The organism is Kitasatospora papulosa (assembly GCF_000717245.1).
In the GTDB taxonomy this organism is placed as follows: Bacteria; Actinomycetota; Actinomycetes; order Streptomycetales; family Streptomycetaceae; genus Streptomyces; species Streptomyces papulosus.
In genome coordinates this window covers 179,860-205,528 of record NZ_JNYQ01000005.1, presented here as the reverse complement: position 1 = coordinate 205,528, position 25,669 = coordinate 179,860, and the positions used below count along the sequence as shown (strand labels likewise).

General features: G+C 71.3%; 23 protein-coding genes. 8 read left to right on the top strand and 15 right to left on the bottom strand.

The window, feature by feature from the left end:
- Positions 1-196: 196 nt before the first annotated feature.
- Entirely contained in the window at positions 197-640 is a 444-nt protein-coding gene (locus tag IA22_RS0118205; RefSeq protein WP_030124175.1) for a GNAT family N-acetyltransferase, read from the top strand.
- Here the strand turns inward: IA22_RS0118205 and galK are convergent.
- From galK to galT, 3 genes are read right to left on the bottom strand one after another with little or no spacing between them, the layout of a single operon-like run.
- On the bottom strand, positions 624-1,799 hold the full coding sequence (gene galK, locus IA22_RS0118200) for a galactokinase (protein ID WP_014155797.1): 1,176 nt from the start codon (positions 1,797-1,799) through the stop codon (positions 624-626). The two genes, IA22_RS0118205 and galK, sit on opposite strands and share 17 nt — an antisense overlap.
- Positions 1,796-2,776 (bottom strand): UDP-glucose 4-epimerase GalE, encoded by a 981-nt coding sequence (galE, locus tag IA22_RS0118195; RefSeq protein ID WP_014155796.1) that lies wholly within the window; start codon positions 2,774-2,776, stop codon positions 1,796-1,798. Before galE ends, galK begins: the two co-directional genes overlap by 4 nt.
- Positions 2,773-3,816, bottom strand: a complete 1,044-nt coding sequence (galT, locus tag IA22_RS0118190) for a galactose-1-phosphate uridylyltransferase (RefSeq protein ID WP_030124174.1) — start codon at positions 3,814-3,816, stop codon at positions 2,773-2,775. The genes galE and galT overlap by 4 nt, the downstream gene beginning before the upstream one ends.
- 238 nt (positions 3,817-4,054) lie before the next feature.
- Here galT and IA22_RS0118185 point away from each other — a divergent pair, with 238 nt between their 5' ends.
- The gene (locus tag IA22_RS0118185; RefSeq protein WP_014155794.1) at positions 4,055-5,725 is read left to right on the top strand and encodes a sodium:solute symporter family protein; all 1,671 of its coding nucleotides are present in this window, start codon (positions 4,055-4,057) and stop codon (positions 5,723-5,725) included.
- A 15-nt stretch (positions 5,726-5,740) separates the two neighbouring features.
- Positions 5,741-6,028, top strand: a complete 288-nt coding sequence (locus tag IA22_RS0118180) for a hypothetical protein (RefSeq protein WP_014155793.1) — start codon at positions 5,741-5,743, stop codon at positions 6,026-6,028.
- A 36-nt stretch (positions 6,029-6,064) separates the two neighbouring features.
- Here IA22_RS0118180 and IA22_RS0118175 read toward each other — a convergent pair whose 3' ends face one another.
- From IA22_RS0118175 to IA22_RS0118155, 5 genes are all read right to left on the bottom strand, one after another.
- The gene (locus IA22_RS0118175) at positions 6,065-6,757 is read right to left on the bottom strand and encodes a helix-turn-helix transcriptional regulator (protein WP_014155792.1); all 693 of its coding nucleotides are present in this window, start codon (positions 6,755-6,757) and stop codon (positions 6,065-6,067) included.
- A gap of 243 nt (positions 6,758-7,000) precedes the next feature.
- Complete coding sequence (locus tag IA22_RS0118170; protein WP_030124173.1) at positions 7,001-8,833, bottom strand: outer membrane protein assembly factor BamB family protein; 1,833 nt, start codon at positions 8,831-8,833, stop codon at positions 7,001-7,003.
- 58 nt (positions 8,834-8,891) lie between these two features.
- Positions 8,892-10,730, bottom strand: coding sequence for an outer membrane protein assembly factor BamB family protein (locus IA22_RS0118165; RefSeq protein ID WP_030124172.1), 1,839 nt, complete (start codon positions 10,728-10,730; stop codon positions 8,892-8,894).
- A gap of 334 nt (positions 10,731-11,064) precedes the next feature.
- Positions 11,065-11,337, bottom strand: coding sequence for a hypothetical protein (locus IA22_RS0118160; protein WP_030124171.1), 273 nt, complete (start codon positions 11,335-11,337; stop codon positions 11,065-11,067).
- Between the two features lie 187 nt (positions 11,338-11,524).
- The gene (locus IA22_RS0118155; protein ID WP_015577521.1) at positions 11,525-13,342 is read right to left on the bottom strand and encodes an ABC-F family ATP-binding cassette domain-containing protein; all 1,818 of its coding nucleotides are present in this window, start codon (positions 13,340-13,342) and stop codon (positions 11,525-11,527) included.
- A 147-nt stretch (positions 13,343-13,489) separates the two neighbouring features.
- Between IA22_RS0118155 and IA22_RS0118150 the strand changes: the two genes are divergently transcribed.
- The gene (locus tag IA22_RS0118150) at positions 13,490-14,140 is read left to right on the top strand and encodes a lipoprotein (protein WP_030124170.1); all 651 of its coding nucleotides are present in this window, start codon (positions 13,490-13,492) and stop codon (positions 14,138-14,140) included.
- 111 nt (positions 14,141-14,251) lie between these two features.
- On the opposite strand, the gene IA22_RS0118145 is transcribed toward IA22_RS0118150, so the two are convergent.
- From IA22_RS0118145 to rsmI, 7 genes are all read right to left on the bottom strand, one after another.
- Positions 14,252-15,568, bottom strand: coding sequence for an acyltransferase family protein (locus IA22_RS0118145; RefSeq protein ID WP_030124169.1), 1,317 nt, complete (start codon positions 15,566-15,568; stop codon positions 14,252-14,254).
- 73 nt (positions 15,569-15,641) lie between these two features.
- Positions 15,642-16,541 (bottom strand): 4-(cytidine 5'-diphospho)-2-C-methyl-D-erythritol kinase, encoded by a 900-nt coding sequence (locus tag IA22_RS0118140; protein WP_015577524.1) that lies wholly within the window; start codon positions 16,539-16,541, stop codon positions 15,642-15,644.
- On the bottom strand, positions 16,538-17,410 hold the full coding sequence (gene rsmA / locus IA22_RS0118135) for a 16S rRNA (adenine(1518)-N(6)/adenine(1519)-N(6))-dimethyltransferase RsmA (protein ID WP_030124168.1): 873 nt from the start codon (positions 17,408-17,410) through the stop codon (positions 16,538-16,540). The genes IA22_RS0118140 and rsmA overlap by 4 nt, the downstream gene beginning before the upstream one ends.
- Positions 17,407-17,925 carry a ubiquitin-like domain-containing protein gene (locus tag IA22_RS38250; protein WP_386186375.1) on the bottom strand — a complete coding sequence of 173 codons (519 nt, stop codon included), beginning with the start codon at positions 17,923-17,925 and terminating at the stop codon, positions 17,407-17,409. The genes rsmA and IA22_RS38250 overlap by 4 nt, the downstream gene beginning before the upstream one ends.
- Positions 17,926-18,101: 176 nt before the next feature.
- A complete protein-coding gene (locus IA22_RS0118125) occupies positions 18,102-18,968 on the bottom strand; it encodes a TatD family hydrolase (protein WP_015577527.1) in 867 nt (288 codons plus the stop codon).
- A gap of 32 nt (positions 18,969-19,000) precedes the next feature.
- Positions 19,001-19,393: a hypothetical protein gene (locus IA22_RS0118120; protein WP_014155780.1), complete on the bottom strand. Its 393-nt coding sequence runs from the start codon at positions 19,391-19,393 to the stop codon at positions 19,001-19,003.
- A 172-nt stretch (positions 19,394-19,565) separates the two neighbouring features.
- The gene (gene rsmI / locus IA22_RS0118115) at positions 19,566-20,462 is read right to left on the bottom strand and encodes a 16S rRNA (cytidine(1402)-2'-O)-methyltransferase (RefSeq protein WP_030124167.1); all 897 of its coding nucleotides are present in this window, start codon (positions 20,460-20,462) and stop codon (positions 19,566-19,568) included.
- Between the two features lie 53 nt (positions 20,463-20,515).
- Here rsmI and IA22_RS0118110 point away from each other — a divergent pair, with 53 nt between their 5' ends.
- The 4 genes from IA22_RS0118110 to IA22_RS0118095 all read left to right on the top strand — a co-directional run bounded on the left by IA22_RS0118110 (position 20,516) and on the right by IA22_RS0118095 (position 25,664).
- Positions 20,516-22,282: a dolichyl-phosphate-mannose--protein mannosyltransferase gene (locus IA22_RS0118110; RefSeq protein WP_014155778.1), complete on the top strand. Its 1,767-nt coding sequence runs from the start codon at positions 20,516-20,518 to the stop codon at positions 22,280-22,282.
- Positions 22,283-22,565: 283 nt separating this feature from the next.
- A complete protein-coding gene (locus IA22_RS0118105; RefSeq protein WP_030124166.1) occupies positions 22,566-24,197 on the top strand; it encodes a penicillin-binding transpeptidase domain-containing protein in 1,632 nt (543 codons plus the stop codon).
- Positions 24,198-24,303: 106 nt separating this feature from the next.
- A complete protein-coding gene (locus tag IA22_RS0118100) occupies positions 24,304-24,816 on the top strand; it encodes a YbaK/EbsC family protein (protein ID WP_014155770.1) in 513 nt (170 codons plus the stop codon).
- Complete coding sequence (locus tag IA22_RS0118095) at positions 24,813-25,664, top strand: DMT family transporter (protein WP_014155769.1); 852 nt, start codon at positions 24,813-24,815, stop codon at positions 25,662-25,664. Before IA22_RS0118100 ends, IA22_RS0118095 begins: the two co-directional genes overlap by 4 nt.
- Positions 25,665-25,669 lie beyond the last annotated feature (5 nt).

Here is a 25,669-nt window from a genome sequence, read left to right as displayed (position 1 = left end):
GAGCCCTCCGGTGAACCGCCGACGCACGGCCGCCGCCGTGTGCCGGCCGCCACCCGCCCCGGGTGTCGCATCCGACTGTCTCGTCCCCTGAAACGACACCGGCCCCCACCGGTGCTGAGCATCAGCGTACGGGGGGCGGTGGGCGCCGGAAGGGGATTCGCGGAACTGACCACCCGACGTGTTTAGGGTGTTGTTCATGTTCCGTCTTGAGACCGAAGTGGACAAGGAACGTCGTATTCTGCTGGGCCGTCGGCTGCACGCCGACAACTGGGACGGTTCACCGGAGCTGCGTGCCCTGCGCTCCACCACCGCCGAGCACGAAGTCCCGCTGGACGTCTGGCTCCTGGACGACGCGGGCGCGCTGGCCGGCGGGCTGAGCGGACGGACCTGGGCCTACTGGCTCCATGTGGACCTGCTCTGGGTCGACGGCCGCCACCGCGGGCTCGGCCTCGGCTCACGGCTCCTCGCCGAGGCGGAGCGTCTCGCCCGCGACGACCGGGCCTGTACCCGCTCCCGGCTGGAGACCTGGGGCTTCCAGGCCCCGGACTTCTACCGGAAGCAGGGGTACGAGGTGGTCGGCGAGGTCGAGGACTACCCGCCCGGCGTCGCGGAGTTCATCCTGGTCAAGCGGTTGGAGTGACCCGGCGTCCCCCGGCCGACGGCACCGCGGGGAACACTCCCGGAGCGGCGTGCCCGGCCGCGGTGAAGGCCTCCGTGACGGCCTTGGCGACGGTGTCGGCCATCGCCTCCTCCACCAGGACGATCGCCGAGCCGCCGAAGCCGCCCCCGGTCATCCGGGCCCCGAGCGCCCCGGCCGCGTTCGCGGCGGAGACCACGAGGTCCAGTTCCTGGCACGAGACCCGCAGATCGTCGCGCAGCGAGGCGTGGCCCTCGTTGAGGACCGGGCCTGCCGCGCGCACCTCGCCGGCGTCGAGCAGCGCGATGACCTGTTCCACACGGTGGTTGTCGCTCACCACGTGGCGGACGTAGCGCACGACCGACTCGTCCTCGCCGGCCGCCGCGAGGGTCTCCAGCGCGGTGCCGAGGTCCTCGTACGGGAGGTCGCGCAGCATGTCGATGCCGAGGGCCCGGGCTCCGGCCTCGCAGCCGGCCCGGCGCTCGGCGTACGCGCCGTCGCCGAGGGCGTGCTTGACGCGGGTGTCGACGACGAGCAGCTGCAGCCCGTGCGCGGCGAGGTCGAAGGGGACCTGGCGCTGGGTGAGGTCGCGGGTGTCGAGGTACAGCGCGTGGCCCTCGGTGCAGCACGCCGACGCCATCTGGTCCATGACACCGCAGGGCACGCCGACGAAGTCGTTCTCCGCGCGCTGGGCGAGCACGGCGACCTCCTGGGCACCGAGACCCAGCTCGAAGAGGTCGTTCAGGGCGAGCGCGGTGACGACCTCCAGGGCGGCCGAGGAGGAGAGGCCGGCGCCGACGGGCACGGTGGAGGTGAGCTGGATGTCCGCGCCGGTGACCTGGTGGCCGGCCTCGCGGAGCGCCCAGACGACACCTGCCGGGTAGGCGGCCCAGCCGTGGCCGGAGTGCGGGGCGAGCTCGTCCACACGGAGGGAGACGACCCCGCCCGGCACGTCGGTGGAGTGCAGGCGCAGCTGTCCGTCCGTGCGGCGGGCGACGGCGGCGCGGGCGTGGTGCGGGAGGGCGAGCGGCATGACGAAGCCGCCGTTGAAGTCGGTGTACTCACCGATCAGGTTCACCCGTCCGGGTGCTGCCCATATTCCTTCGGGGGCGGTCCCGTACAGCTCGGTGAAGGAGGCGGTCAGCTCGGCGTTGTCGGTCATGGTGCGGTGGGTTCCTCTCGGCGGGCGAACGTCCACGCGTCGGCGACGATGGCGGCGAGGTCCGGGCGCGACGGCTGCCAGCCGAGCCGCTTCCTGGCGGTGGCGGCGGAGGCGACGAGGACGGCAGGGTCGCCGGCGCGGCGGGGTGCGGCGGTCTCGGGGACCGGGTGGCCGGTGACCTGGCGGACGGTCTCGACGACCTCGCGCACGGAGAAGCCGTTGCCGTTGCCCAGGTTGCAGATGAGGTGCTCGCCCGCGGTGGCCGCGTCCAGGGCCAGCAGGTGGGCCTCGGCGAGGTCGGCGACGTGGATGTAGTCGCGTACGCAGGTGCCGTCCGGGGTGGGGTAGTCGTCGCCGTAGACGGAGATCGACTCGCGCTGCCCGAGGGCGACCTGGAGGACCAGGGGGATGAGGTGCGACTCGGGGTCGTGGCGCTCGCCGCAGCTGCCGTAGGCGCCCGCGACGTTGAAGTACCGCAGCGAGACGGCGGCCAGCCCGTGGGCGTTCGCCTCTCCGCTGATCATGTGGTCGACGGCGAGCTTGGAGGCGCCGTAGGGGTTGGTGGGGGCGGTCGGGTCGGTCTCCGTGATGGGGCTGGAGACCGGCTCGCCGTAGGTGGCGGCCGTGGAGGAGAAGACGAGCGTCCGCACACCGGCGTCGCGCATGGCGGCGAGCAGGGCGGTGGTGCCGCCGACGTTGTTGACCCAGTACTTCTCGGGGTCGACGACGGACTCGCCGACCTGGGAGAACGCGGCGAAGTGCAGTACGCCGTCGTAGGAGGCGTCCAGCCACTTGGCGGCGTCCTGGACGCGGCCCTCGATGAACTCCGCGCCCTGGGGGACGCCCTCGCGGAAGCCGGTCGACAGGTCGTCGAGGACGGTGACGGTGTGCCCCGCCTCCAGCAGGTGTGCCGTCACGACACTGCCGACGTATCCCGCGCCGCCCGTCACCAGGTACTTCTTGGCGGTGTTGCTCACTCGCTCGCTACCTCTCGCAGTCGCTGGGCCGCGGCCTCCGGCGGCACGTCGTTGATGAACACGTTCATACCTGACTCGGAGCCCGCGAGGAACTTCAGTTTGCCGGGGGTCCTCCGGATGGTGAAAAGCTCGAGATGCAGCGCGAACTCCTCACGGCCGGGGGCACGGAAGGGCGCCTGGTGCCAGGCCGAGATGTACGGGGTCGGCGGCTCCCCGGGCCCGAAGATCCGGTCGAACCGCCTCAAGAGTTCCAGATAGATCTGTGGGAACTCCGTGCGGGCGGCCTCGTCGAGTTCCCTCAGGTCCGGGACCCGGCGGCGCGGGTGGAGGTGGACCTCGTAGGGCCAGTGCGCGGCGTACGGCACGAAGGCGACCCAGTGCTCGCCCTCCAGGACCACGCGCTCCCCGTCGGCCAGTTCCCGTGCGACGACGTCGTCGAAGAGGTTCCGGCCGGTCTCGGCGCGGTGGGAGTCCATCGAGCGGAACATCTGCTCGGTTCGCGGGGTGACGAAGGGGTAGCCGTAGATCTGTCCGTGCGGGTGGCCGAGGGTGACACCGATCTCGGCGCCCCGGTTCTCGAAGCAGAACACCTGGGCGACCTGCGGGAGCTCGGCGAGGTCGGCCGTCCGGTCGGTCCAGGCCTCCAGGACCAGGCCGGCCTGCTCCTCGGTGAGGCCCGCGAAGGAGACGTCGTGGTCGGAGGTGAAGCAGACGACCTCGCAGCGGCCGGAGTCACCGGCGAGGGAGGGGAAGCGGTTCTCGAAGACGACGACGTCGTAGCCGGTGTCGGGGATCTCGCTGTGGCGGCCCTCCCGCGAGGGGCAGAGCGGGCACTCGTCGGCCGGCGGGTGGTAGGTACGCCCCTGCCGGTGCGACGCGATGGCCACCGAGTCGCCGAGCAGGGGGTCGCGGCGGATCTCCGAGGACGTCGAGACGGCATCCAGCGGCCGCGGGTCGACGGCGTCGCGGACGGTGTCGTCCGCGGAGTCGTAGTAGATCAGCTCGCGGCCGTCGGCGAGGGTCGTAACCGTCTTCTTCACCAGGCTCCTCCATGTGAGGCCCTCTAAACAGAACCGCACATAACAAATCACAAGTCAACATGGTGCGTCAATGCCGCCGACTCCTGCGGCAAGCCCGGCGTCAGCGGTGGCCAGATAGGGACATTTCCACTCGCCCGATCACGATCAAACAAAGAACGCCACTGGAACTGTTCAGTTTCTGAACACAAAGGCGTAGGTTCCCTCGGGTTCAGTTCGCGCAACGAAGCGAGTACCCCCCATGCAATATCTGGCCGAAGGGCTCCGGCTCCCCACGAACGGGCTCGATTACACAATTCTGGCGATCTACTTCGTCGTGGTGCTCGGCATCGGCTTCGCCGCCCGGGCCAGCGTGAAGACGAGTCTCGACTTCTTCCTCTCCGGACGTTCGCTGCCCGCCTGGGTGACCGGCCTGGCCTTCGTCGCGGCGAACCTCGGGGCCACCGAGATCCTCGGCATGGCGGCCACCGGCGCGCAGTACGGCGTCGCGGTCGTGCACTGGTACTGGATCGGCGCCATCCCCGCCATGGTCTTCCTCGGCCTGGTGATGATGCCCTTCTACTACCGGTCGAAGGTCCGCTCCGTGCCGGAGTTCCTGCTCCAGCGCTTCGACAAGTCGGCCCACCTGCTGAGCTCCATACTCTTCGCCTTCGCGGCGATCCTGATCGCGGGCGTGAACCTCTACGCCCTGTCGATCGTCGTGGAGGCGCTGCTGGGCTGGGACCGCTGGGTCGCGATCGTCGTCGCCGGCGTGTTCGTCCTGCTCTACATCACCATCGGCGGACTCTCCTCCGCGATCTACAACGAGGTGCTGCAGTTCTTCGTCATCCTCGCCGCGCTCATCCCCCTCACCATCCTGGGCCTCAAGCGTGTCGGCGGCTGGGACGGCCTCAGCGGCTCGCTGGAGAAACAGCACGGCGCGGACTTCATGTCCGCCTGGGGCGGTACCGGCATCGGTGACGCCAACCCGCTCGGCGCCAACTGGCTGACGATCATCCTCGGCCTCGGTTTCGTGCTCTCCTTCGGCTACTGGACCACCAACTTCGCCGAGGTGCAGCGCGCGCTGTCCGCGAAGAACCTGTCCGCCGCGAAGCGCACCCCGCTGATCGCCGCCTTCCCGAAGATCTTCATCGTCTTCGCGGTGATGATCCCGGGCCTGGTCGCCGCCGTCGTCGTCCCGAACATCGGGTCGAAGGAATCCGGCCTCACGTACAACGACGCCATCCCGCTGCTGATGCGGGAACTGCTCCCCAACGGTGTGCTCGGCATCGCGGTGACCGGCCTGCTGGCCGCGTTCATGGCCGGTATGGCGGCCAACGTGTCCTCGTTCAACACGGTCTTCACCACGGACATCTGGCAGCGGTACGTGAAGAAGGACCGGTCCGACGCCTACTACCTGCGCTTCGGCCGGGTGATCACCGCGGTGGGCGTGCTGGCCTCGATCGGCACGGCGTTCATCGCCGCCAGCTTCTCCAACATCATGACGTACCTGCAGACGCTGTTCTCGTTCTTCAACGTCCCGATGTTCGTCGTCTTCATCATCGGCATGTTCTGGAAGCGCGCCTCCATGAAGTCCGGTGTCTGGGGCCTCGTCGCCGGTACCACGGCCGCGATGGTGAACTACTTCGTCTTCTACGAGCAGGGCATCATCGACATCCCCTCCGACCAGGGCGCCAACTTCGTCTCCGCCATCGTCGGCTTCGTGGCCGGCGCGGTCGTCATGGTCGTCGTCACCCTCTTCACCGCGCCCAAGCCCGACGCCGAACTGGCCGGTCTGGTCTACGGGACGGAGTCCCCGGACGCCGACGAGGCACCGGACGAGGGCGACGGCGCCTGGTACCGCAAGCCCGCCCTGCTCGGCTGGGGCGCCATCGTCCTCGCCGCCCTCTGCTACCTGCCCTACTCGCTCTGATCGGAGGCACTCACCATGTCCGACCTGCACAAGGAAGTCTCCGAACTGGAGCGCACGTCCGCGACCGCGGCCCGGCTCTTCGACATCCGGCGGATCATCGGCGGTCTCTTCGTGGTCTACGGAGTGATCGTCACCATCGCCGGGATCAACCCCTCCGAAGCCGACCTGAAGAAGGCCGAGGGCGTCCACATCAACCTGTGGACGGGCCTGGCCATGCTGGTGCTCGGGCTCTTCTTCCTGATCTGGCTGAAGCTCCGCCCGGTCCAGGTACCCCAGGAGACCCCCGGCACGCCGGAGGACTGACCGGCTCCACCCCGCGGGGGCCGGACGATCACGCGTTCACGCGAGGCCGTCCGGCCCCCGCGGCGTTCCCGCCGCCCGGTCGAGCAGCCCCGTACGGGCCGCGAGGGCGGCCGCCTCCAGCCGCGAACCGACGCCCAGCTTCATCAGCACCCGCTGCACATGCGTACGCGCGGTACTCGGTGCGATGCCCATGCCGGCGGCGATCAGCCGGGTGTCCTCCCCCTCGGCGACCCTGACCAGCACCTCCACCTCACGCGGGGTCAGCATCCGCAGCAGCCGCTGCCCTTCGTCGTCCGGCTGGACCACGGGATGCAGCAGCTCGGTGAACGCGCCCCGCAGCAGCTGCGGGGCGACCGCGACCTCTCCCGCACGGGCCTTGATCATGGCGCGCTCCACGCCCTCGATGCGTTCGTCGTGCCGCACGTAACCGGCCGCTCCCGCGGCGAAGGCGGCGGCGATCCCCCGCGGGTCCGGCACCGGGCCGAGCACCACCACGGCCACCTGGGGGCGCTCCCGTCCGATCCTGGTGATCGGGTCGAACGCCCCGGGTTCGGCGGGCGCGGCCGTGCCGAACAGACAGACTTCCGGCGCCCTGCTGATGACCAGTTCCGCCGCCCCCGCCGTCGGCGCGGCCGCCGCGAGCACCCGGTGTCCGCGCAATTTGAGTGCCGAGGCGAGTGCCTCGGCGAGCAGACGGTGGTCATCGACCACCATGAGCCGCACGCCCATCGGAAAGCCCCCATGTGTACAGCGCTGTGCCGCTGCGTGTCCCTGAACAGGCCCCCCGGCCTCTCTGACCCGGCAAGCTACACGCTTGTTCGACACCTCGTGCCCACTACCGGCAAGAAGCTCCCCGGAATGCCGAATTATGAGTCGTTCGAGGCCGGATGCCCGTCGTAAAACGATCGGCCCTGCCGGTCGTTGATCGACCGGCAGGGCCGTTACGGATGGCCCGGGAGCGGGCCGGGCGGGTCAGTCGGTGCTGAAGGAGACGACGAGGTACTGCTTGTCGTCCAGCGAACTGGACTTGCTGGGCTCACTGACCATCTTCTCGGAGATGAACAGCCGCCCCTTCTCGTAGATGAACTCGGCGTAGTCCACGGAGAAGCTGGTCTCCGCGTCGCGCACCGCCTCGTCGTCCGGGTTGACCATCAGCACGGTCTCCTTGAACGTGGAGCCGTCGATGGACACGATCTGGCCGCCCTTGTCGTACGGGGGCCGCTTGTACGCGATGACGTTGGTGCCGTCCATCCGCAGCGGGGTCAGCGTGTAGCGGTCGCCCGCGTCCGCCCTTCCGCCGACGAGCTTGCCGGTGGTGAGGTCGAAGGCGACGATCTCGTTGGTGTCGCCGTACTCGCCGCCGCCCTCGTGCTCCTCGGTCGGCACGTAGATCCGGTTGTTGCCGACGGCCAGCGAGCCGCACTGCTCGACCTCGGTGGAACCGCACTCCGCGGCGTACTTGTCCGCGTCGGCCGAGATCCGGACGATGAGCTTGCCGGTGGCCGCGTCGATGGAGAAGAAGTCCGAGATGCTGCTGCCGTCACCCGCGGTGTCACCCACGTCGGCGGCGACGACGAGCGGCTTGGTGGAGACGATGCTCGCGTACTCGACGCCGGCCGGCATCGCGTACGAGGAGAGCGGCGCGCCGGTCGTCGGGTTCAGCGCCTGGATGGTGAGCTGCGGGGCGTCGTAGCTGCCGCACTTGCGGACCACGGCGAGGGCGTCGCCGCCGCCGTAGCCCATGTCGTAGCAGTTGTTGGTGTCGGCCTTGGGCTTCCAGAGCTCGGCGCCGTCGGCGAGGTTGAACGCGGCGCCGCCGCTGGTGCCGCCCGCGGCGACGGTGGAGCCGCTGAGCGTGACCTCGCCGAACCTGACGGGCTTGTCACCGCTGGACGCCGAGGTGACGGACTTGCTCCACATGAGCTTGCCGGTGGCGAGGTCGAGCGCTCCGACCTGGTTGCAGGAGGGGTACTTGTCCGCGGCGCTCGGCTTGCCCTCCTGGAAGACGACGGCGGTCCTGTAGTCCTTGCTCATGTGCCGGGACGCCGCGCAGACCTGGCCCTTCAGCGGGATCGACCAGACCTTCGTGCCCTTGGCGAGGTCGTAGCCCGCGACCTCGTACACGCCGGTCTTCACGTACACCTTGTCCGTGACCCAGGAGCCGTCGACGACCGTGGTGTCGGTGACCTTCGGGTGGGGCAGCTGGAAGCCGATCTTGGACTTGGTGTCGGACGGGGCCTTCTCGGTCCCGCCGGCCAGGCCGTCGCCCTCGCCGCCCTTGCCCTCGCCGCCGGTCGTCCCGCCGGAGGCGACGTCCTGCTTGCCGCCCTCGTCACCGCTGCCGGTGGCGTAGAGGACTCCGCCGCCGACGATCAGCACCACGGCGACGACCGCGGCGACGATGATCTTCATCTGGGTGTTGAACTTCTTGCCGCCACCGGGCTGGGGGGCGACGTACTGGGGCTGCATCGGTGCGGTCGGGTAGCCGTACCCCTGCTGCGGGTGCATGCCGGGCGGCGGCCCTTGCGGGAAGCCGTAGCCGGGCTGGGTCGGCGGCTGTCCCGGGGGCGGGGCCTGCGGGTAGCCGTACGCCGGGGTCTGCGGAGCCCCGTAGCCACCGGCGGGCGGAGGCGGCGGAGAGCCGTATCCGCCGGCGGGCGGGGTGGGCGGCGTGGCCGGGGGCTGCTTCGCGAGCGGGTCGGCGGGCGGCGGGGTGGGTGCGCCGAACCCTCCGGGCGGCGGGTCCTGCGGGGGGCCGAATCCGCCCTGGGGCGGTTCGTTGGGCGGCTGGGGCGGCTGAGTCATGGCGTACGTACCTCTGCGGGGTCGGAGAAGGAAGGGCTGCGGTTGCCGTGGTCGGCCGTCACTTGCCGAAGGCCATCATGGTCGTCTGCTCCTTCTCCTCCTCGTCGTTGCTCGCGCTGACGCGATCGCTGACGATGATGGAACGGCCGCCCGTGTAGACGATCTTCGACGAGAAGAAGTTCTCGATCCGGGTCGTCGAGTCCGGGTGCTGGAGCAGTACCTTCGGCGCGCCTCCGGTGGGTGCGATCGTCGCGATCGCCCCGCCCTTGTCGTACGAGGGCTCCAGGTAGACCAGGACGTTGCCGCCCTCCATGCGCAGCGGCTTCATGGTGCGTTCGGCGGGGGCCGCCGACTTCCACTTGGTCTTGCCGGTGTTCAGGTCGAAGGCGAGGACCTTGTTGGTGCGGCCGGAGCCGCTGGTGTCGTCCTCGGTCATCATGTAGAAGGTGTTGGCGTCGGCGGCGATGCCGCTGCAGCCTTCGAGTTTCGCCCCGAAGATGGCGAAGTCGTGCCCGCAGTCGACGGAGGGGTTGTCCCCCTTGTCACTGATCAGCTGGGACCGGAGCGTCCCGTTCTCCCTGAGCGCGAGGATGCCCCACTTCTTCTCCTCGCGCTGGGTCAGCGAGACGACGAGAGGGTTCACCGAGTAGACCTTCGCGACCTCCCAGCCGCGCTTGGGCTGGTAGGACCACTTGGCCTTGCCGGTGACCGGGTCGATCTCCTGGATCTGGTGCTGGGGCTTGTTCACGTCGTCGGTGCGGCAGTTGGCCGCGGCGATGAGCTTGGGACCGCCGGCGAAGGCGAACGGCTTGCAGTTGCCCGACGGATTACCGAACAGTTCCTTGCCGTCGCTGACCCGGTAGCCGTTGGAGTTGCTCGTACGGCCGACGGTCACGGTGTCACCGCTGATCGCCAGACCGATGTCGGACAGCAGGTCCCAGGTGCCGTTCTTCTTGACCGACTTCTTCCAGCCGGCCTTGCCGGTGTTGAGGTCGATCATCTGCAGGTCGGCGCAGTCGGCCTTGTCGGTGGTTCCGTTCATCACGCCGATGACGATCTTGCCGTCGGCCGTGGGGTTACCGGGCGCCGCGCACATGTCGGTGGGCAGCGGCAGGCTCCACTTCTGCTTGCCGTCGGCCGCCGAGTAGCCGTTGACCGACCGGTACATGCCCTTGACGACCGTGTCGCCGACGATCCACGGGCCGTACACGTTCTTGCCGTTGCGGGGCAGGTCGACGTCGTTCTTCGTCAGCCAGAGGACCTTGGCCTCACCGTCCTTGCGCCCGGCGTTGAGGTCGTCGTTCGCCTCACGGCCGTCGCCCTTGCCGTCGCCCTGGTCGACCTCGGCCGACTCGCTCGGGCGCACGGCTTCACCGCTGGACTTGGCGACGGGGTCCTTGCCCTCGTCGTCACCGCCGCTCGTGACGAGGAAGATGCCCCCGCCGACGACGAGGAGCGCGGCGAGCGCCGCCCCGATGATGACGGCGGGCTTGCCCTTGAAGGGGCCGCCGCCGGAGCCGCCGGGCGCCGGAGCGCCGGGGTACTGCTGCTGCGGGTAGCCGTACCCGGGCTGCTGCGCGTACGGACCGGGCTGCTGGCCGTAGGGCCCGGGCTGCTGCGCGTACGGGCCCGACGGGGCGCCGTACGGACCGGGTTGCTGGGCGTACGGGCCGGGGGCCTGGGGGTAGCCGTAGCCGGGCTGCGCGCCGGGTGCCTGCGGGTAGCCGTAGCCCGGCTGCGTCGGGGGCGCCTGCGGAGCACCGGAGGGCGGTGACTGCGGAGGGGCGGGCGGCACCTGCGGCGGTGACTGCGGCTGGGGCGGCTGGGGGGTGCCCTGCGGATCCTGCGGAGCCCCGAAGCCCCCCTGCGGCGGTTGCTGGCTGGGCGGCTGGGTCATCAGCACGTCCCCCTTCGTGCGGTCCGGTGCCCGGTCCGGTCTCCCCCGCGATTCCGCTGGGATCAGAGGATACGTGCAAGAAATCTCTGAATTCCCCCCGGAAAGGAGCGAATCGGGCATGGCTTCCGCGGCGTTACGACAGTCGAGCGGGGCTTCTTTGTACCACCCGTACCGCACCTGGCAGCGGTTCGGTCCATGCCCTGTTCCCAAGGGAGAACCGGGCCGTGATGCCGTCGTTACGCGCCTGTCGTGGCCGTCCGGGGCGCCCTCTGCCGACGCTCCGTCAACTCGCCCTCAGCTGCGCCTCTTTCACGGAACCCTCGCAGTCACCCCGTCATTCACCGAAGACCAGCACACCGGTCGCCGCCTTCTCCGCCTCGTCCTCGTCCTCGCTGATCCGCTGCGGGAGGAGGAAGGAGCGCCCGTCGCGGCAGGCGACCTTCGGCAGGAAGAGCGTGTTCTCGGTGCCGGCCGCCGATTCCGGGTGCTTCAGCAGGGCCGTGTACGCCCCGGTCGCGGGGTCCAGCGACCCGATCTCACCGCTCTTGCGGTACGCGGGCTGTACGTGCACCAGAGCCTTCCCGCTCTCCAGGCGCAGCGGCATCATGAAACGCCCGCCCGGCGGGGGTGTCCCGGCGGCGGGTCGTAGGGCGCTTTGAAGCCCTCCTGCGGCGGCCGGGCGGGCGGCTGGGTCATCGGCGGGATCCCCCTCGAGCGGCATGGCTCCGCAGGGCCACGCCAACCCGAGCGGCCCTACTTTCCTCCCACCCGCCCGGCCCGGACCGGACTGCCCGTCAGGCGTCCTCGGCCAGCTCCAGCCAGCGCATCTCCAGCACGTCCCGCTCCGCCACCAGTTCGCGCAGCTCGGCGTCGAGCTTGGCGACCTTCTCGAAGTCGGTGGCGTTGTCGGCGATCTGCGCGTGCAGCGACGTCTCCTTCGTCGACATCTTCTCCAGCTGCCGCTCGACCTTCTGCAGCTCCTTCTTCGCCGCGCGCGCGGCCTGCGGCGAGACGGTCTCGGCCGGCGCCGCCTTGGGCGCCGAGGACCCGGCGAAGGAGGCGGGCGTGGCCGTCTCCTCCATGCGCTGCCTGCGCTCGATGTACTCGTCGATGCCGCGCGGCAGCATCCGCAGCGCGCGGTCGCCGAGGAGCGCCATCACCTTGTCCGTGGTGCGCTCGATGAAGAACCGGTCGTGGGAGATCACGATCATCGATCCGGGCCAGCCGTCGAGGAGGTCCTCCAGCTGGGTCAGCGTCTCGATGTCCAGGTCGTTGGTGGGCTCGTCGAGGAAGAGGACGTTGGGCTCGTCCATCAGCAGACGCAGGATCTGCAGGCGCCGGCGTTCACCACCGGACAGGTCGCCGACCGGGGTCCACTGCTTCTCCTTGGCGAAGCCGAACTGCTCGCAGAGCTGTCCGGCCGTCATCTCCCGGCCCTTGCCGAGATCGACGCGGTCGCGCACCTGCTGGACCGCTTCGAGCACCCGCAGGTTCGGGTTGAGTTCCGCGACCTCCTGGGAGAGGTAGGCGAGCTTGACCGTCTTGCCGACGACGACCTTCCCCTCGGCGGGCTGTACGTCGCCCTGGCTGCGGGACGCCTCGGCGAGCGCACGCAGCAGCGAGGTCTTGCCCGCGCCGTTCACGCCGACCAGGCCGATGCGGTCACCGGGGCCGAGCTGCCAGGTGAGGTGGGTGAGCAGGGTCTTGGGGCCGGCCTGGACGGTCACGTCCTCCAGGTCGAACACGGTCTTGCCGAGCCGCGCGTTGGCGAACTTCATCAGCTCGCTCGTGTCGCGGGGCGGCGGCACGTCGGCGATCAGCTCGTTGGCGGCCTCGATGCGGTAGCGCGGCTTGGACGTACGGGCGGGGGCACCGCGCCGCAGCCAGGCCAGCTCCTTGCGCATCAGGTTCTGCCGCTTGGACTCCTCGGTCGCGGCGATCCGCTCCCGCTCGGCCCGGGCGAAGACGTAGTCGCTGTAGCCGCCCTCGTACTCGTGGACCGAGCCGCGCTGGACGTCCCACATCCGGGTGCAGACCTGGTCCAGGAACCACCGGTCGTGGGTGACGCAGACGAGCGCGGAGCGCCGGGCCCGCAGATGTCCGGCGAGCCACGAGATCCCCTCGACGTCGAGGTGGTTGGTGGGCTCGTCGAGAACGATCAGGTCCTGCTCGGCGATCAGCAGCTTCGCCAGCGCGATCCGACGCCGCTCACCACCGGAGAGCGGAGCGATGACGGTGTCGAGGCCGTGCTCGAAGCCGGGGAGCGCGAGGCCGCCGAAGAGCCCGGTCAGCACGTCACGGATCTTGGCGCTGCCCGCCCACTCGTGGTCCGCGAGGTCGCCGATCACCTCGTGCCGGATGGTGGCCTTCGGGTCCAGCGAGTCGTGCTGGGTGAGGACACCGAGGCGCAGCCCGCCGTTGTGGGTGACCCGGCCGGTGTCCGCCTCCTCCAGCTTGGCGAGCATCCGGATGAGCGTCGTCTTGCCGTCGCCGTTCCGGCCGACGACGCCGATCCGGTCGCCCTCGGACACCCCGAGGGATACACCGTCGAGCAGGGCACGGGTGCCGTACACCTTGCTGACCTGCTCGACATTGACCAGATTGACGGCCATTTCACTCCTGCCTCGGGGATCCCTGCGTCGGGGACCGCTCGACGTCCCAGCGTAGTCGCCGCGCGGGGTGCGATAGCGTGCGGCGATCGATCATGGGGCATAACCCCAGGTCGGAGCGGTTCGGATCATCTCTGGGGTGGGGACTTCATGATGCGTGTGACGCTACGGGCACTGATTCCGGCGGTCGCGGCGGCCTTGGCGCTCGCCGGCTGTTCGTCGTCAGGCGGCGGCACGGACGCGGGCGTGGACCCCGGCGGGACCGGGACCGGCTCCCCCGCGGCGGCCGCGACGGGTGTCGCCCCGGAGAAGGGCGTCACCCTCGGCGGGAAGGGCTCGGCCTGCGCGCTTCCGGTGACGTTCGGCCTCGCGGCGGACTGGAAGCCGCAGGCCGTGGAGGTGGAGCCCGGATCCGCGTTCGCGGAACTGGGGCAGCAGGGTTCGGCCACGATGGTCTGCGAGATCGACGCCAAACCGGCCGGGAACATCGGCTACCTCCGCGTCTGGCAGGGCAAGGGGTCCGGCACCACGCCGCGAGCGGCGCTGGAGGACTTCGTGGCAGGTGACCCGAACGCGAGCAAGGCCGCGTACGCCGAGATGCGGGCTGGTTCCCTGGCCGCCGTCGAGGTCGAGTACACGGTGAACGTCGAACTGCTGGACGAGAGGAAGACGGAGCACGCCTTCGCCGTCTCGACGCCCGCCGGCCCGGTCGTGGTGCACCTGGGCGGGCTGGACTCGCAGGAGCACGAGGAGATGCTCCCCGCCTACGAGCTCGCGAAGAGGACGCTGGAGCTGGGCTGAGGAGTAGACGACCGGTCGTCGCCCCTCCGGATCCACGCCTGTACGTCATCCTGTACGTACAGGATGACGTACAGGATCGAGGAGGCTGACCGACCTGCGGCGGACCGGCCCTCAGCGCCCCGCCCGCTCCACCAGCAGCCAGCCGCCGAGGGCCATCGCGACGGCCGCCGGGGCACTGACATGGACGGCGATCAGCAGTGCCGTGTGCCCTTCCAGCAGTCCCGCGTAGCCGACCATGGACAGCCCGAGCACGCCGAGCAGGGCGAGGGTCACGCCGATCGCCGCGACCGCCCCCGCTCCGCCGGAGCCCCGGGACGGGGCGGCGACCCGGGCGGGGCGCTCGAACGTGCGGAAGGCGGCGACCAGCACCGCGGTGACCGCGGCGGCGACCGTCATCCGCACCGGGGCCTGCGCCCACCAGGCGCCGGTGGCGGGCTCGGGCAGCGGAAGGCCGAGGGCGAGCATCGTGCCGTACACGCCGAGCATCGCGGTGAGGTGCCAGAGAAAGGCGGTCATCGCGACGCCGTTGGCGGCCACGACCGCGCTCCAGACGCGGGGCACGGCGACCAGCCTGCTCCCGGGGGCCCGCAGCAGCTCGACCGCTCCGACCAGCCAGAGGCCGTGCCCGAGCAGGGCCAGGGTCGGGGGCGCCATGTTGCTGATCTTCTCCCCGGGCATCCCGACCATGGACAGCGGATACGGGCCGAGGGCCACCAGCGCCACGGCGGCCACGAGCCCGGTCCCGGCGAGGAGCGCGGGCCGGCGGATGCGGCCGTCGGCCCGGAGGAAGCCGAGCTGGTGCACCGCGAGCCAGACGAACGCGAAGTTGAGGAACTCGACGTAGGGGACCCCTGCGGCGAACCGCAGGAGGTCCACCGTCGCGGCCGCTCCCGCGAGCGCGGCGAACGCGCCCCAGCCGAGCCGGTCGTGCAGCTTCAGCAGGGCGGGGGTGAACGCCACCATCGCCAGGTAGATCCCGATGAACCAGAGGGGCTGGGTGACCAGCCGCAGGGTCACGCCCGTCAGCCCGCCACCGACGCCGAGGAGTTGGACGACGAGCGCGGCCACGCCCCAGACCAGCACGAAGACCATGGTGGGCCTCAGCAGGCGTTGCAGCCGGGCCCGCAGGAAGGACGGGTACACCGAGCCGGTGGAGTCCTCGGGGCGCCTGCGGAGCAGGGACCGGTAGGACAGGGCGTGGGAGAAGCCGCCGACGAAGAAGAACACCGGCATCACCTGAAGGACCCAGGTGAGCAGTTGGAGCTCCGGCACGACGGCGAGGAGGTTGCCGACCCCGTCGGTGGTGACGGCGGCCATCAGCCAGTGGCCGAGGACGACCGTGCCGAGCGAGAGGACGCGCAGGAGGTCTATGTAGCGGTCCCGGGTGACGGGTGTCGCCTCGGCCAGGTCGGGCACGTGTGTTCCCATGCGCCTACGGTCGCGCTGTGCCCCAGGGGGGCGTCAGCGCGACCGTACTCATTTTCCGCATGAGTACCCGCGGTCAGACGACGGTGGCCCCCGGAGCGGGCGACGGCGCGACCCGTGCGCTGCGGCAGGTGCCCGACGCCAGCAGGGCGTCGGCGACCTTGCGGGCCGACTCCTCGTCGGCGGTGAGGAACGCCGTGGTCGGCCCCGACCCGGAGACCAGCGCGGCCAGGGCGCCCGCGGCGGTGCCCGCCGCGAGGGTGCCGGCCAGCGAGGGGCGCAGGGAGAGGGCCGCGGCCTGGAGGTCGTTGCCCAGGGCGCCCGCGAGCGCGGTGACGTCCCCCTTGCGCAGGGCGGTCAGGAGCGCGGGGGACGCGGCGGGCTCGGGGACGTCGGTGCCGGCGGTCAGGCGGTCGAACTCCCCGTACACGGCCGGGGTGGAGAGCCCGCCGTCGGCGACGGCGAACACCCAGTGGAAGGTGCCGCCGACCTCGACGGCGGTCAGCCGCTCGCCCCGGCCGACGCCGAGGGCCGCACCGCCGACCAGGCTGAACGGCACGTCGCTGCCCAACTCGGCGCAGATCTCGAGGAGTTCCTCCCGGCTCGCACCGGTGCCCCACAGGGTGTCGCAGGCCAGCAGGGCCGCGGCACCGTCGGCGCTGCCGCCCGCCATGCCGCCGGCCACGGGGATGTCCTTGGCGATGTGGATGTGCACGTCGGGCGCGACGCCGTACCGGGCGGCGAGGGCGAGGGCGGCGCGGGCCGCCAGGTTCGTGGTGTCCAGCGGCACCTGGGCGGCGTCCGGTCCTTCGCAGGTGACGCGCAGGGTGTCGGCCGGGGTGACGGTGACCTCGTCGTACAGACCGACGGCCAGGAAGACGTTGGCCAGGTCGTGGAAGCCGTCGGGGCGGGGGGCGCCCACCGCGAGCTGCACGTTGACCTTGGCGGGTACGCGGACGGTGACGCTGCGGGTCATGCGGAGGGCTCCGGCTTGTTCTCGGCGATGGCGGCGAACTCCTCGACGGTGAGCGCCTCGCCCCGTGCCTGCGGCGAGATCCCCGCGGCGGTGAGGGCGGCCTCGGCGGCGGGGGCGGAGCCCGCCCAGCCGGACAGGGCCGCGCGCAGCGTCTTGCGGCGCTGGGCGAAGGCGGCGTCCACGACGGCGAAGACCTCGGTCCTGCTCGCGGTCGTGCGGATGGGTTCCGTACGCCGGACCAGGGACACCAGCCCCGAGTCGACGTTGGGCGCGGGCCAGAACACCGTGCGGCCGATCGACCCGGCGCGCTTGACGTCGGCGTACCAGTTGGCCTTGACCGACGGGACGCCGTACACCTTGTTGCCGGGGCGGGCGGCCAGTCGGTCGGCGACCTCCGCCTGCACCATCACCAGCGTCCGCTCGATGCTGGGGAACCGCTCCAGCATGGTGAGCAGGACCGGCACGGCGACGTTGTACGGCAGGTTGGCGACGAGCGCGGTCGGCGCCGGACCCGGGAGCTCGGTGACGAGCATCGCGTCCGAGTGGACCAGGGCGAAACGGTCGGCGCGCCCCGGCAGCCGGGCGGCGACCGTGGCCGGCAGCGCGCCCGCGAGCACGTCGTCGATCTCCACGGCGACGACCCGGTCGGCGGCCTCCAGCAGGGCCAGGGTCAGCGAGCCCAGGCCGGGCCCGACCTCGACCACCACGTCGTCGGGCCGCACCTCGGCGGTCCGTACGATCCTGCGGACCGTGTTGGCGTCGATGACGAAGTTCTGGCCGCGCTGCTTGGTGGGGCGTACGCCCAGCGCTGCGGCCAGCTCGCGGATGTCTGCGGGGCCCAGGAGGGCGTCGGGCTCAGTGGTGCTCACCCGTTAAGCCTACGGCCGCCGCGGGACCCGGGGGCACGCCCCGGCGCGGGGCCGGAGACGCGTGTCCCCCGCCGGACGACGATCTCGTCGCCGTCGTCGAGCCCGGTGGCGGGGGCCGGGGCGACGGTGTCGCGGGCGCCGACCGTGACACCTTCCGCGTCGAGGAGTTCCCCGACGTCGTCGGCGAAGGTGTGCAGGGTGCGGGAGGTCCCGTCGACGCTGACGCGGACGGCCTTGTCCTGGACGAGGAACGCGACGGTCCCGCCGGCCAGGACGGCGACGACCAGGGCGCGCGGGACGATCCGCCGCAGGCTCTCCGGGGCGCCCCGGTGCCGTGGGGCCGCCCGGTGGCCGGCGGGTTTCCGGCGCGGGGCGGGCGGCCGGGCCGGCAGCGGGGTGTCCAGGACGGTGGGGTGGTGGACCTGCGGGAAGTCCGGCGCCCACCGGGCGACGATCGTCCGCTCCTCGTGGAGGGAGCGCGGCGGAGCCGGGGGCGGGACGGGGACCCGCGCCACGGCCCGCACCGTGCGCCGACTGCCGCGCGGCGCGCGGTGACTGCCCTGCGAGTGGCCCACGACGCTCTAGACGTTCCGGCCTGCCGACCCCGTTGCGCGGGCACGATAGCCGAGACCCCGCGACCTTCCGAAGTCGTACGATTACCCAACGTGTCGGGAGGGGCGCGCGGTGGGCGTCAGAAGTCGAACGCCCGGGCGGTGTTGTCGTAGACGGCGGCGGCCAGGGTGTCCTCGTCGGTGTTCCGCACCTCGGCCATGGCGCGGAGCGTGACCGGGATCAGGTAGGGCGCGTTGGGCCGGCCGCGGTACGGCGCGGGGGTGAGGAAGGGGGCGTCCGTCTCGACGAGCACGAGATCGGTGGGTGCGACGGCCAGGGCGTCGCGCAGCGGCTGCGCGTTCTTGAAGGTGACGTTCCCGGCGAAGGACATGAAGTATCCGGCCGCCGCGCAGATCCGGGCCATCTCGGCGTCCCCGGAGTAGCAGTGGAAGACGGTCCGCTCCGGGGCGCCCGCGTCGGCGAGGACGCGCAGGACGTCCGCGTGGGCCTCCCGGTCGTGGATGACCAGGGCCTTTCCGTGCCGCTTGGCGATCTCGATGTGCGCCCGGAAGGACTCCTCCTGGGCGGCGACGCCCTCGGGGCCCGTACGGAAGAAGTCGAGGCCGGTCTCGCCGACCGCGCGTACGTGGGCGAGGGCGGCGAGGGCGTCGATCTCGGCGAGGGCCTCGTCGAGTGCCGCCTTCCCGCCGGGCTCGCGTGCCCCCTGCCGGGCGGTGCCCTCGGGGTCGCCGTGCACGATGCGGGGCGCCTCGTTGGGGTGCAGGGCGACGGAGGCGTGGACGGACGGGTGGGCGGCGGCGGTCTCGGCGGCCCAGTGCGAGCCCTTCACGTCGCAGCCCACCTGGACGACGGTGGTGACGTTGACCGCCGCGGCGCGGGCCAGGCCCTCCTCGACGGTTCCGTCCTGCATGTCCAGATGGGTGTGCGAATCGGCGACCGGGACCCTGAGGGGTTCGGGGAGCGGCGGGGCTTCGGTACGGCTCATGCCCCCGACTCTACGAGGGCATGAGCTCTCTCTCACCGCCGGTGGAAGGGACGCAGCAGGTCGGACAGGTGCCAGTGGTGCGCCTCGGGCCCGGGAGCGCGCACCGCCGCGACGGCCATCTCCTCGGCCGCCGGCTCCTCGGCGGGCTTCGCCACGGGCACGGTCTGCGGGGGCCGGAGCAGCTGCTGGACGGTGGAGACCCGGCCGGCCCGCATGATCCGGACCACGTGGCCGCCGCACTTCGCGCAGGTGGGGGTGGACAGTGGCGAGGGCACACGCTGCCCGTCCGCCTTGTAGACCACGTAGGCGTTGCCCGAGTGGTCGACGTGGTGTTCTATCTCGTAGGCCTGTTCCCAGCCGTATCCACACCGCATGCAGGCGAAGGCATACGCCTCGTGCACGGTGGGTGCTGCGATCTCACTCATGCCTGCTCCTCTTGTCCGATGGACAAGCACTCCGGACAAGCACTCCGGATGGTGCGTTCCACCCTCAAGTGGACGCCCTCACCGGCGGCGAGGCACCAGGTCTGCCGAGTGTTGGAACGCTTTTGGCCGATCCGTGGCCGTGGGGCCCGGTTCCCGGCTAGGGCTTTACATTTCAGGCTAGTCCTTTGCCCTGTTCCTGGCCGGTCCGAGCCGCGTTCTTTGCCGCCACCACCGCATCGAAGACCTCGCGCTTGGGCAGCCCCGCGTCGGCGGCGACCGCCGCGATGGCCTCCTTGCGCCGCTCCCCCGCCTCCTCGCGCACCTGCACCCTGCGCACCAGCTCGGCGGGGTCCAGGTTCTCGTTCCCGGAGTCCGTGGCCCCCTCGACGACGACGGTGATCTCGCCGCGCACGCCTTCGGCCGCCCAGACGGCCAGATCGCCCAGGGGGCCGCGCTTGACCTCCTCGTACGTCTTGGTCAGTTCCCGGCACACGGCGGCCCTGCGGTCCGCGCCGAACACCTCGGCCATCGCGGCCAGGGTGTCGTCCAGCCGGTGCGGGGCCTCGAAGAAGACCATCGTGCGGCGCTCGTCGGCGACCTCGCGCAGCTTCCCGAGCCGCTCGCCCGCCTTGCGCGGCAGGAAGCCCTCGAAGCAGAAGCGGTCCACGGGCAGGGCGGACAGCGCGAGTGCGGTCAGCACGGCGGAGGGTCCCGGCACGGCGGTGACCTTGATGTCCTGTTCCACGGCTGCGGCGACCAGCCGGTAGCCGGGGTCGGAGACCGACGGCATCCCCGCGTCGGTGACGAGCAGGACCCGCGCGCCGCCGGCCAGCGCCTCGACGAGTTCGGGCGTACGCGCGGACTCGTTGCCCTCGAAGTAGGACACGACACGCCCCGTCGTGTGGATGCCCAGCGCCTGGGTGAGCCTGCGCAGCCGCCGGGTGTCCTCGGCGGCCACGACGTCGGCCGTCTCCAGCTCGGCGGCGAGCCGTGGCGGGGCGTCCGCCACGTCGCCGATGGGGGTCCCTGCGAGTACGAGCGTTCCAGTCGTTCCAGTCACATCGCCCATCCTCCCAGCACGGGCGGCACCACTCGCACAGATGCGTTCCCTACGATGGCGCGGTGACGAGTACTGCGCCCGAGGCCCGGCAGGGCAACGACGCCGGGGATCACGCCGGCGACCAGCCGCCTTCCTGGCAGCAGCGGCTGCGCCGCTTCGGCCATTCCCCACGGCCGGAGACGGGGCTGCGCGAGCGCCTGGTCCCGCCCTACACCCGCCCCGGCGGCCAGTTCTGGAGCGTGCTCGCGGTGCCCCCGACGCTCGCCGGGCACCTGGTGCGCTGGTCCGCCTGGGGCGGTCCGCTGCTGGTGGCGCTGGTGGCCGGAGTGCTCCGGTTCTGGAACCTCGGCAGCCCGAAGGCGGTGATATTCGACGAGACGTACTACGCCAAGGACGCCTGGGCCCTGGTCAACCAGGGGTACGAGGGCTCCTGGCCCAAGGACGTCGACAAGCTGATCCTGAAGGACCCGTCCTCCGTGGACATCCCGGTGGACCCGGGCTACGTCGTCCATCCGCCGGTCGGCAAGTGGATCATCGGCTTCGGGGAGCAGCTCTTCGGCTTCACCCCGTTCGGCTGGCGCTTCATGGTGGCGCTGCTCGGCACCCTCTCGGTGCTGATGCTGTGCCGCATCGGACGCCGGCTCTTCCGCTCGACGTTCCTGGGCTGCCTGGCGGGCACCCTGCTGGCCGTCGACGGACTGCACTTCGTGATGAGCCGCACCGCGCTGCTCGACCTGGTGCTGATGTTCTTCGTCGTCGCGGCCTTCGGCTGCCTGCTCATCGACCGCGACTGGTCCCGGCGGAAACTGGCCGCGGCACTCCCGGTCGACGAGGACGGGGTCCTGCGCCCGGACGCCCACATCGCCGAAACGCTCCGCCTGGGGTGGCGCCCGTGGCGGATCACGGCCGGCCTGATGCTCGGCCTGGCCTTCGCCACGAAGTGGAACGGTCTCTACATCCTGGCCGCGTTCGGCGTGATGGCGGTGCTCTGGGACGTCGGTGCGCGGCGTACGGCGGGCGCGGTGCAGCCGTACCGGGCCGTGGCCCTCAAGGACCTGCTGCCCGCGTTCGTCTCCACCGTGCCGGTCGCGATCGGCACGTACCTGGTCTCGTGGACCGGCTGGATCGTCACGGACAAGGGGTACTACCGCAACTGGGCGGCCACCGAGGGCAAGGGCGGCAGCTGGACCTGGCTGCCGGACTGGCTGCGCAGCCTCTGGCACTACGAGTACCAGGTCTACGAGTTCCACGTCGGCCTGACCTCCGGCCACACCTACCAGTCCAATCCGTGGAGCTGGATCGTGCTGGGCCGCCCCGTCTCGTACTTCTACGAGGAGCAGACGGGCTGCCTCACCTCCGGGACCGGCAAGTGCGCCCGTGAGGTCCTGGCGCTCGGCACCCCGCTGCTCTGGTGGACGGCGTGCGTGGCGCTGCTGTACGTCCTGTGGCGCTGGTTCTTCCGCCGCGACTGGCGGGCGGGAGCGATCGCGTGCGGGGTGGCGGCCGGCTGGGTGCCCTGGTTCCTCTACCAGGAGCGGACGATCTTCCTCTTCTACGCGGTCGTGTTCGTGCCGTTCCTGTGCCTGGCGGTCACGATGCTGGTCGGCGCCCTCATCGGCCCGGCGGTCGGCGCGGCCGCCGGACACCGTCCGGAGACGGACACCACCGACCCGGCGGGCGAGCGCAGACGCACCCTGGGCACGATCGCGGCGGGTGTCCTGGTGCTGCTGATCATCTGGAACTTCGTCTATTTCTGGCCGATCTACACGGGCACCTCGATCCCGGACGGCTCCTGGCGCGACCGGATGTGGCTGGACACCTGGGTGTAGGCCGGCCGGCGGCGCGCGCACAGCCCACCGCCCGTCGACGGATCACGTGCCGCGTGGTCCGTGGACGGGCGGTGGGCTGTCGTCGTGCACGGGTCCGGGCACCGTCGCCGGGCTTCCCTGCCCGGCGTGGCCGGAACCTGACTCCCGACGGCGGAAAGCGCTCTCTCGCCCCGCATAGCGGTCCGGTAACAACCGTCACAGGGCTCGCTCCTGTCCCGTACAGTGCCGAAGGCATGCCCACTTGAACACGTTCAAGGAAGCTCACGGGGAGGGGATCGGACAGATGCGCGGTGGAGCGAAGGTCGCCATGGTCGGCGGGGTGTTCGTGCTGGTGGCCGGAGGACTCGGCTACGGCGTGTACGAAGTGGTGCTGGGGGGCGGCGAAGGGGGCACCCAGACCGCCGCCGCGTCCTCGGAGGTGAGGACCGGGCCACCGGGCAAGGAGGAAATAGAGGAGACCGCCAAGGGCTTCCTCGAGGCCTGGGCGTCCGGCGACGCGTCGGCCGCGGCGGGCCTCACGAACAACGAGGCGGTCGCGCAGCCGCTGCTGGCCGGCTACGCCTCGGACGCCCACGTCACCGAGGCGGTGATCACCCCGGGCCCCGCCGTCGGCACGAAGGTGCCGTACACGGTGAAGGCGACGGTGTCGTACGAGGGGAGGACCAAGCCCTGGTCGTACTCCTCCGAGCTGACCGTGGTGCGGGGACTGACCAGCGGAAAGGCCCTCGTCGACTGGCAGCCCACGGTGATCCATCCGCAGCTGACCGACGGGGCGGTGCTGAGGACGGGCGAGTCGTCGACGGCCGCGATCGAGGCCGTCGACCACGACGGCAAGGTGCTCGACAAGGAGACGTACCCGTCGCTGGGGCCGATCCTGGACAGCCTGCGTGAGAAGTACGGCGACAGCACCGGCGGCTCTCCCGGCATCGAGACCTGGATCGAGCCCGAGGGCGGGTCCGCGGCGAACACCACGCTGCTGACGCTCGCCAAGGGGAAGCCCGGCAAGCTGCAGACCACCCTCGACGCGGAGGCCCAGGCGGCGGCGGAGAAGGCGGTCAAGCAGTTCAGCGGGGCCTCCGTGGTCGCCGTGCGGCCGTCCACCGGATCGATCCGCGCCGTCGCGAACAACCCGGCGACCGGCTTCAACGCGGCGATGCAGGGCAAGCAGGCACCCGGTTCCACACTGAAGATCGTGACCGCCGCGATGCTCCTGGAGAAGGGCCTGGTCACGGCGGACGGACCGACGGAGTGCCCCAAGGAAGTCCTTTACCAGGGCCGCACGTTCCACAACCTGGACTACTTCGAGCTTCCGCCCACCGACCCGTTCATCACCAGCTTCGCCCGCTCCTGCAACACCGCCCTCATCAAGCTGATCGACGACACCGAGGACGACTCCGCGCTGCCCGCGGAGGCCCGCGACGTCTTCGGGATCGGGCTCGACTGGAAGACCGGCATCACGTCCTTCGACGGCAGCGTGCCCGACGAGACCGGCGGTGAGGCGGCGGCCCAGTACATCGGCCAGGGCACCGTCCAGATGAACGCGCTCAACATCGCGTCCATCACGGCGACCGCCCGCACCGGCACGTTCCACCAGCCGGTGATCGTCCCCCGGGACCTGGACGACCGTCAGCTCGCGACCGCGTCCCGCTCGCTGTCGCCGAGCGTCACCCGGCAGCTGAACGACATGATGCGGGCCACCGCGTCCTGGGGCACCGGCAAGGCGGCCATGGCCTCGGTCGGCGGAGACAAGGGCGCCAAGACGGGCTCCGCCGAGGTCGACGGACAGGGCACGTCCAACAGCTGGTTCACCGGTTTCAGCGACGACCTCGCGGCAGCGGCGGTCGTCCAGTCCGGCGGCCACGGCGGCGACGCGGCGGGCCCGGTGGTGGCGGCGGTGCTGCGCGCGGGGTCGTGACCCGAAGGCCGCGGGGGCTCGGGCGCCCTCGCGGCAGGGGGAGGCCGGCCACAGCCGCCGGAAAGGCGGTGGTCGGCCTCGGGGCCGTTTCAGTAGCGTGCGGGGTATGAGCACTTCCGACGCCACCCCCGCCGCCACGACCACGTCCGAGGCCCATCCCCGGTTCGCCGAAGCTCTGAGGGAGCTGGGCCTCGACGTCGAGGTACGCCGCTTCCCCGACGCCACCCGCACCGCGGTGGAGGCCGCGGCGGCGATCGGCTGCGAACTCAGCCAGATCGTCAAGTCCCTGATCTTCGAGGCGGACGGCGTACCCGTCCTGGTCCTGATGGACGGCTCCTCCCGGGTGGACCTGGAACTCGTACGCGGCGAGCTGGGCGCCGCGAAGGTGGAGCGGGCGCGGGCCGACCTCGTCCGCGAGACCACCGGCTACGCGATCGGCGGGGTTCCGCCCTTCGGGCACCGCACGAAGACCCGGGTGCTGGCCGACCGTGGGCTGCTCGGCCATGCCGAGGTGTGGGCGGCCGCGGGCCATCCGCACGCCGTCTTCCGGATCGCTCCGGCCGACCTGGTCGACCGCGCGGGCGGCACCCTCGTGGACGTGCGTGAGCGGACCGCGTGACGCCGCTGGTGGCGGCGGCCGTCCTGGCCGCCGCGATCACGCACGCGAGCTGGAACGCCATCGCCCACGCGATACGTGACCAGTTGCTCTCCTTCACCCTGATCTCGGGCGGAGGGGCGCTGATCGGAGCCGTCCTGGTCTGCCTCGCTCCGTTCCCCGCGGCGGGCGCCTGGCCGTATCTGCTGGCCTCGGCGGCCCTGCACGTGGCTTACATGCTGCTGCTGATGCGCTCGTTCACCCTCGGCGACTTCGGCCAGATGTACCCGATCGCCCGAGGCACGGCCCCGCTCGTCGTGACGGTGCTGGCGGCCGTCCTCATCGGTGAGATCCCGGACGGCTGGGCGACCGCGGGCGTGGCCGTGGCCTCGGCCGGACTCGTCGGGCTGGCGCTGTGGGGCATCCGCGGCTCCGGCGACCGGCCTCACCCGCCGGCGATCCTGGCGGCCCTCGCGACGGGGCTGGCCATCGCCGGCTACACCACGGTCGACGGGGCCGGGGTACGCGCCTCGGGGACCCCGGTCGGCTACATCGGCTGGCTGATGATCGCGCAGGGCCTGGTCATCCCCGCGTACGCCTACGCGCGCAGACGGGGCGAACTCCTGCCCCAGCTCCGGCCCTTCGTGGCACGGGGCCTCCTCGGCGCGGCCTTGTCGGTCGCGGCCTACGGACTCGTCCTGTGGGCCCAGACGAAGGCCCCGCTCGCCCCGGTCGCCGCGCTGCGGGAGTCCTCGATCATCGTGGGTGCCGCGATAGGCGCGCTGTTCTTCAAGGAGCGCTTCGGGGCCCCGCGGATCGCCGCGGCCGGACTGATGGTGGTGGGCATCGGCCTGATGCTGCACACGAGTTGAGGAGA

Excerpts from the sequence above, each read along its gene's own strand:
- IA22_RS0118175 (WP_014155792.1), bottom strand. The coding sequence starts at position 6,757 with ATGGGCGTGCGGCTCATGGTGGTCGATGACCACCGTCTGCTCGCCGAG.
- IA22_RS0118205 (WP_030124175.1), top strand. The coding sequence starts at position 197 with ATGTTCCGTCTTGAGACCGAAGTGGACAAGGAACGTCGTATTCTGCTG.
- galK (WP_014155797.1), bottom strand. The coding sequence starts at position 1,799 with ATGACCGACAACGCCGAGCTGACCGCCTCCTTCACCGAGCTGTACGGG.
- IA22_RS0118155 (WP_015577521.1), bottom strand. The coding sequence starts at position 13,342 with ATGGCCGTCAATCTGGTCAATGTCGAGCAGGTCAGCAAGGTGTACGGC.
- rsmI (WP_030124167.1), bottom strand. The coding sequence starts at position 20,462 with ATGGGCGATGTGACTGGAACGACTGGAACGCTCGTACTCGCAGGGACC.
- IA22_RS0118100 (WP_014155770.1), top strand. The coding sequence starts at position 24,304 with ATGAGCACTTCCGACGCCACCCCCGCCGCCACGACCACGTCCGAGGCC.
- IA22_RS0118120 (WP_014155780.1), bottom strand. The coding sequence starts at position 19,393 with ATGAGTGAGATCGCAGCACCCACCGTGCACGAGGCGTATGCCTTCGCC.
- IA22_RS0118185 (WP_014155794.1), top strand. The coding sequence starts at position 4,055 with ATGCAATATCTGGCCGAAGGGCTCCGGCTCCCCACGAACGGGCTCGAT.
- IA22_RS0118140 (WP_015577524.1), bottom strand. The coding sequence starts at position 16,541 with ATGACCCGCAGCGTCACCGTCCGCGTACCCGCCAAGGTCAACGTGCAG.
- IA22_RS0118125 (WP_015577527.1), bottom strand. The coding sequence starts at position 18,968 with ATGAGCCGTACCGAAGCCCCGCCGCTCCCCGAACCCCTCAGGGTCCCG.
- IA22_RS0118105 (WP_030124166.1), top strand. The coding sequence starts at position 22,566 with ATGCGCGGTGGAGCGAAGGTCGCCATGGTCGGCGGGGTGTTCGTGCTG.
- IA22_RS0118145 (WP_030124169.1), bottom strand. The coding sequence starts at position 15,568 with ATGGGAACACACGTGCCCGACCTGGCCGAGGCGACACCCGTCACCCGG.
- IA22_RS0118180 (WP_014155793.1), top strand. The coding sequence starts at position 5,741 with ATGTCCGACCTGCACAAGGAAGTCTCCGAACTGGAGCGCACGTCCGCG.
- IA22_RS0118170 (WP_030124173.1), bottom strand. The coding sequence starts at position 8,833 with ATGACTCAGCCGCCCCAGCCGCCCAACGAACCGCCCCAGGGCGGATTC.
- IA22_RS0118160 (WP_030124171.1), bottom strand. The coding sequence starts at position 11,337 with ATGATGCCGCTGCGCCTGGAGAGCGGGAAGGCTCTGGTGCACGTACAG.
- IA22_RS0118165 (WP_030124172.1), bottom strand. The coding sequence starts at position 10,730 with ATGACCCAGCCGCCCAGCCAGCAACCGCCGCAGGGGGGCTTCGGGGCT.
- IA22_RS0118150 (WP_030124170.1), top strand. The coding sequence starts at position 13,490 with ATGATGCGTGTGACGCTACGGGCACTGATTCCGGCGGTCGCGGCGGCC.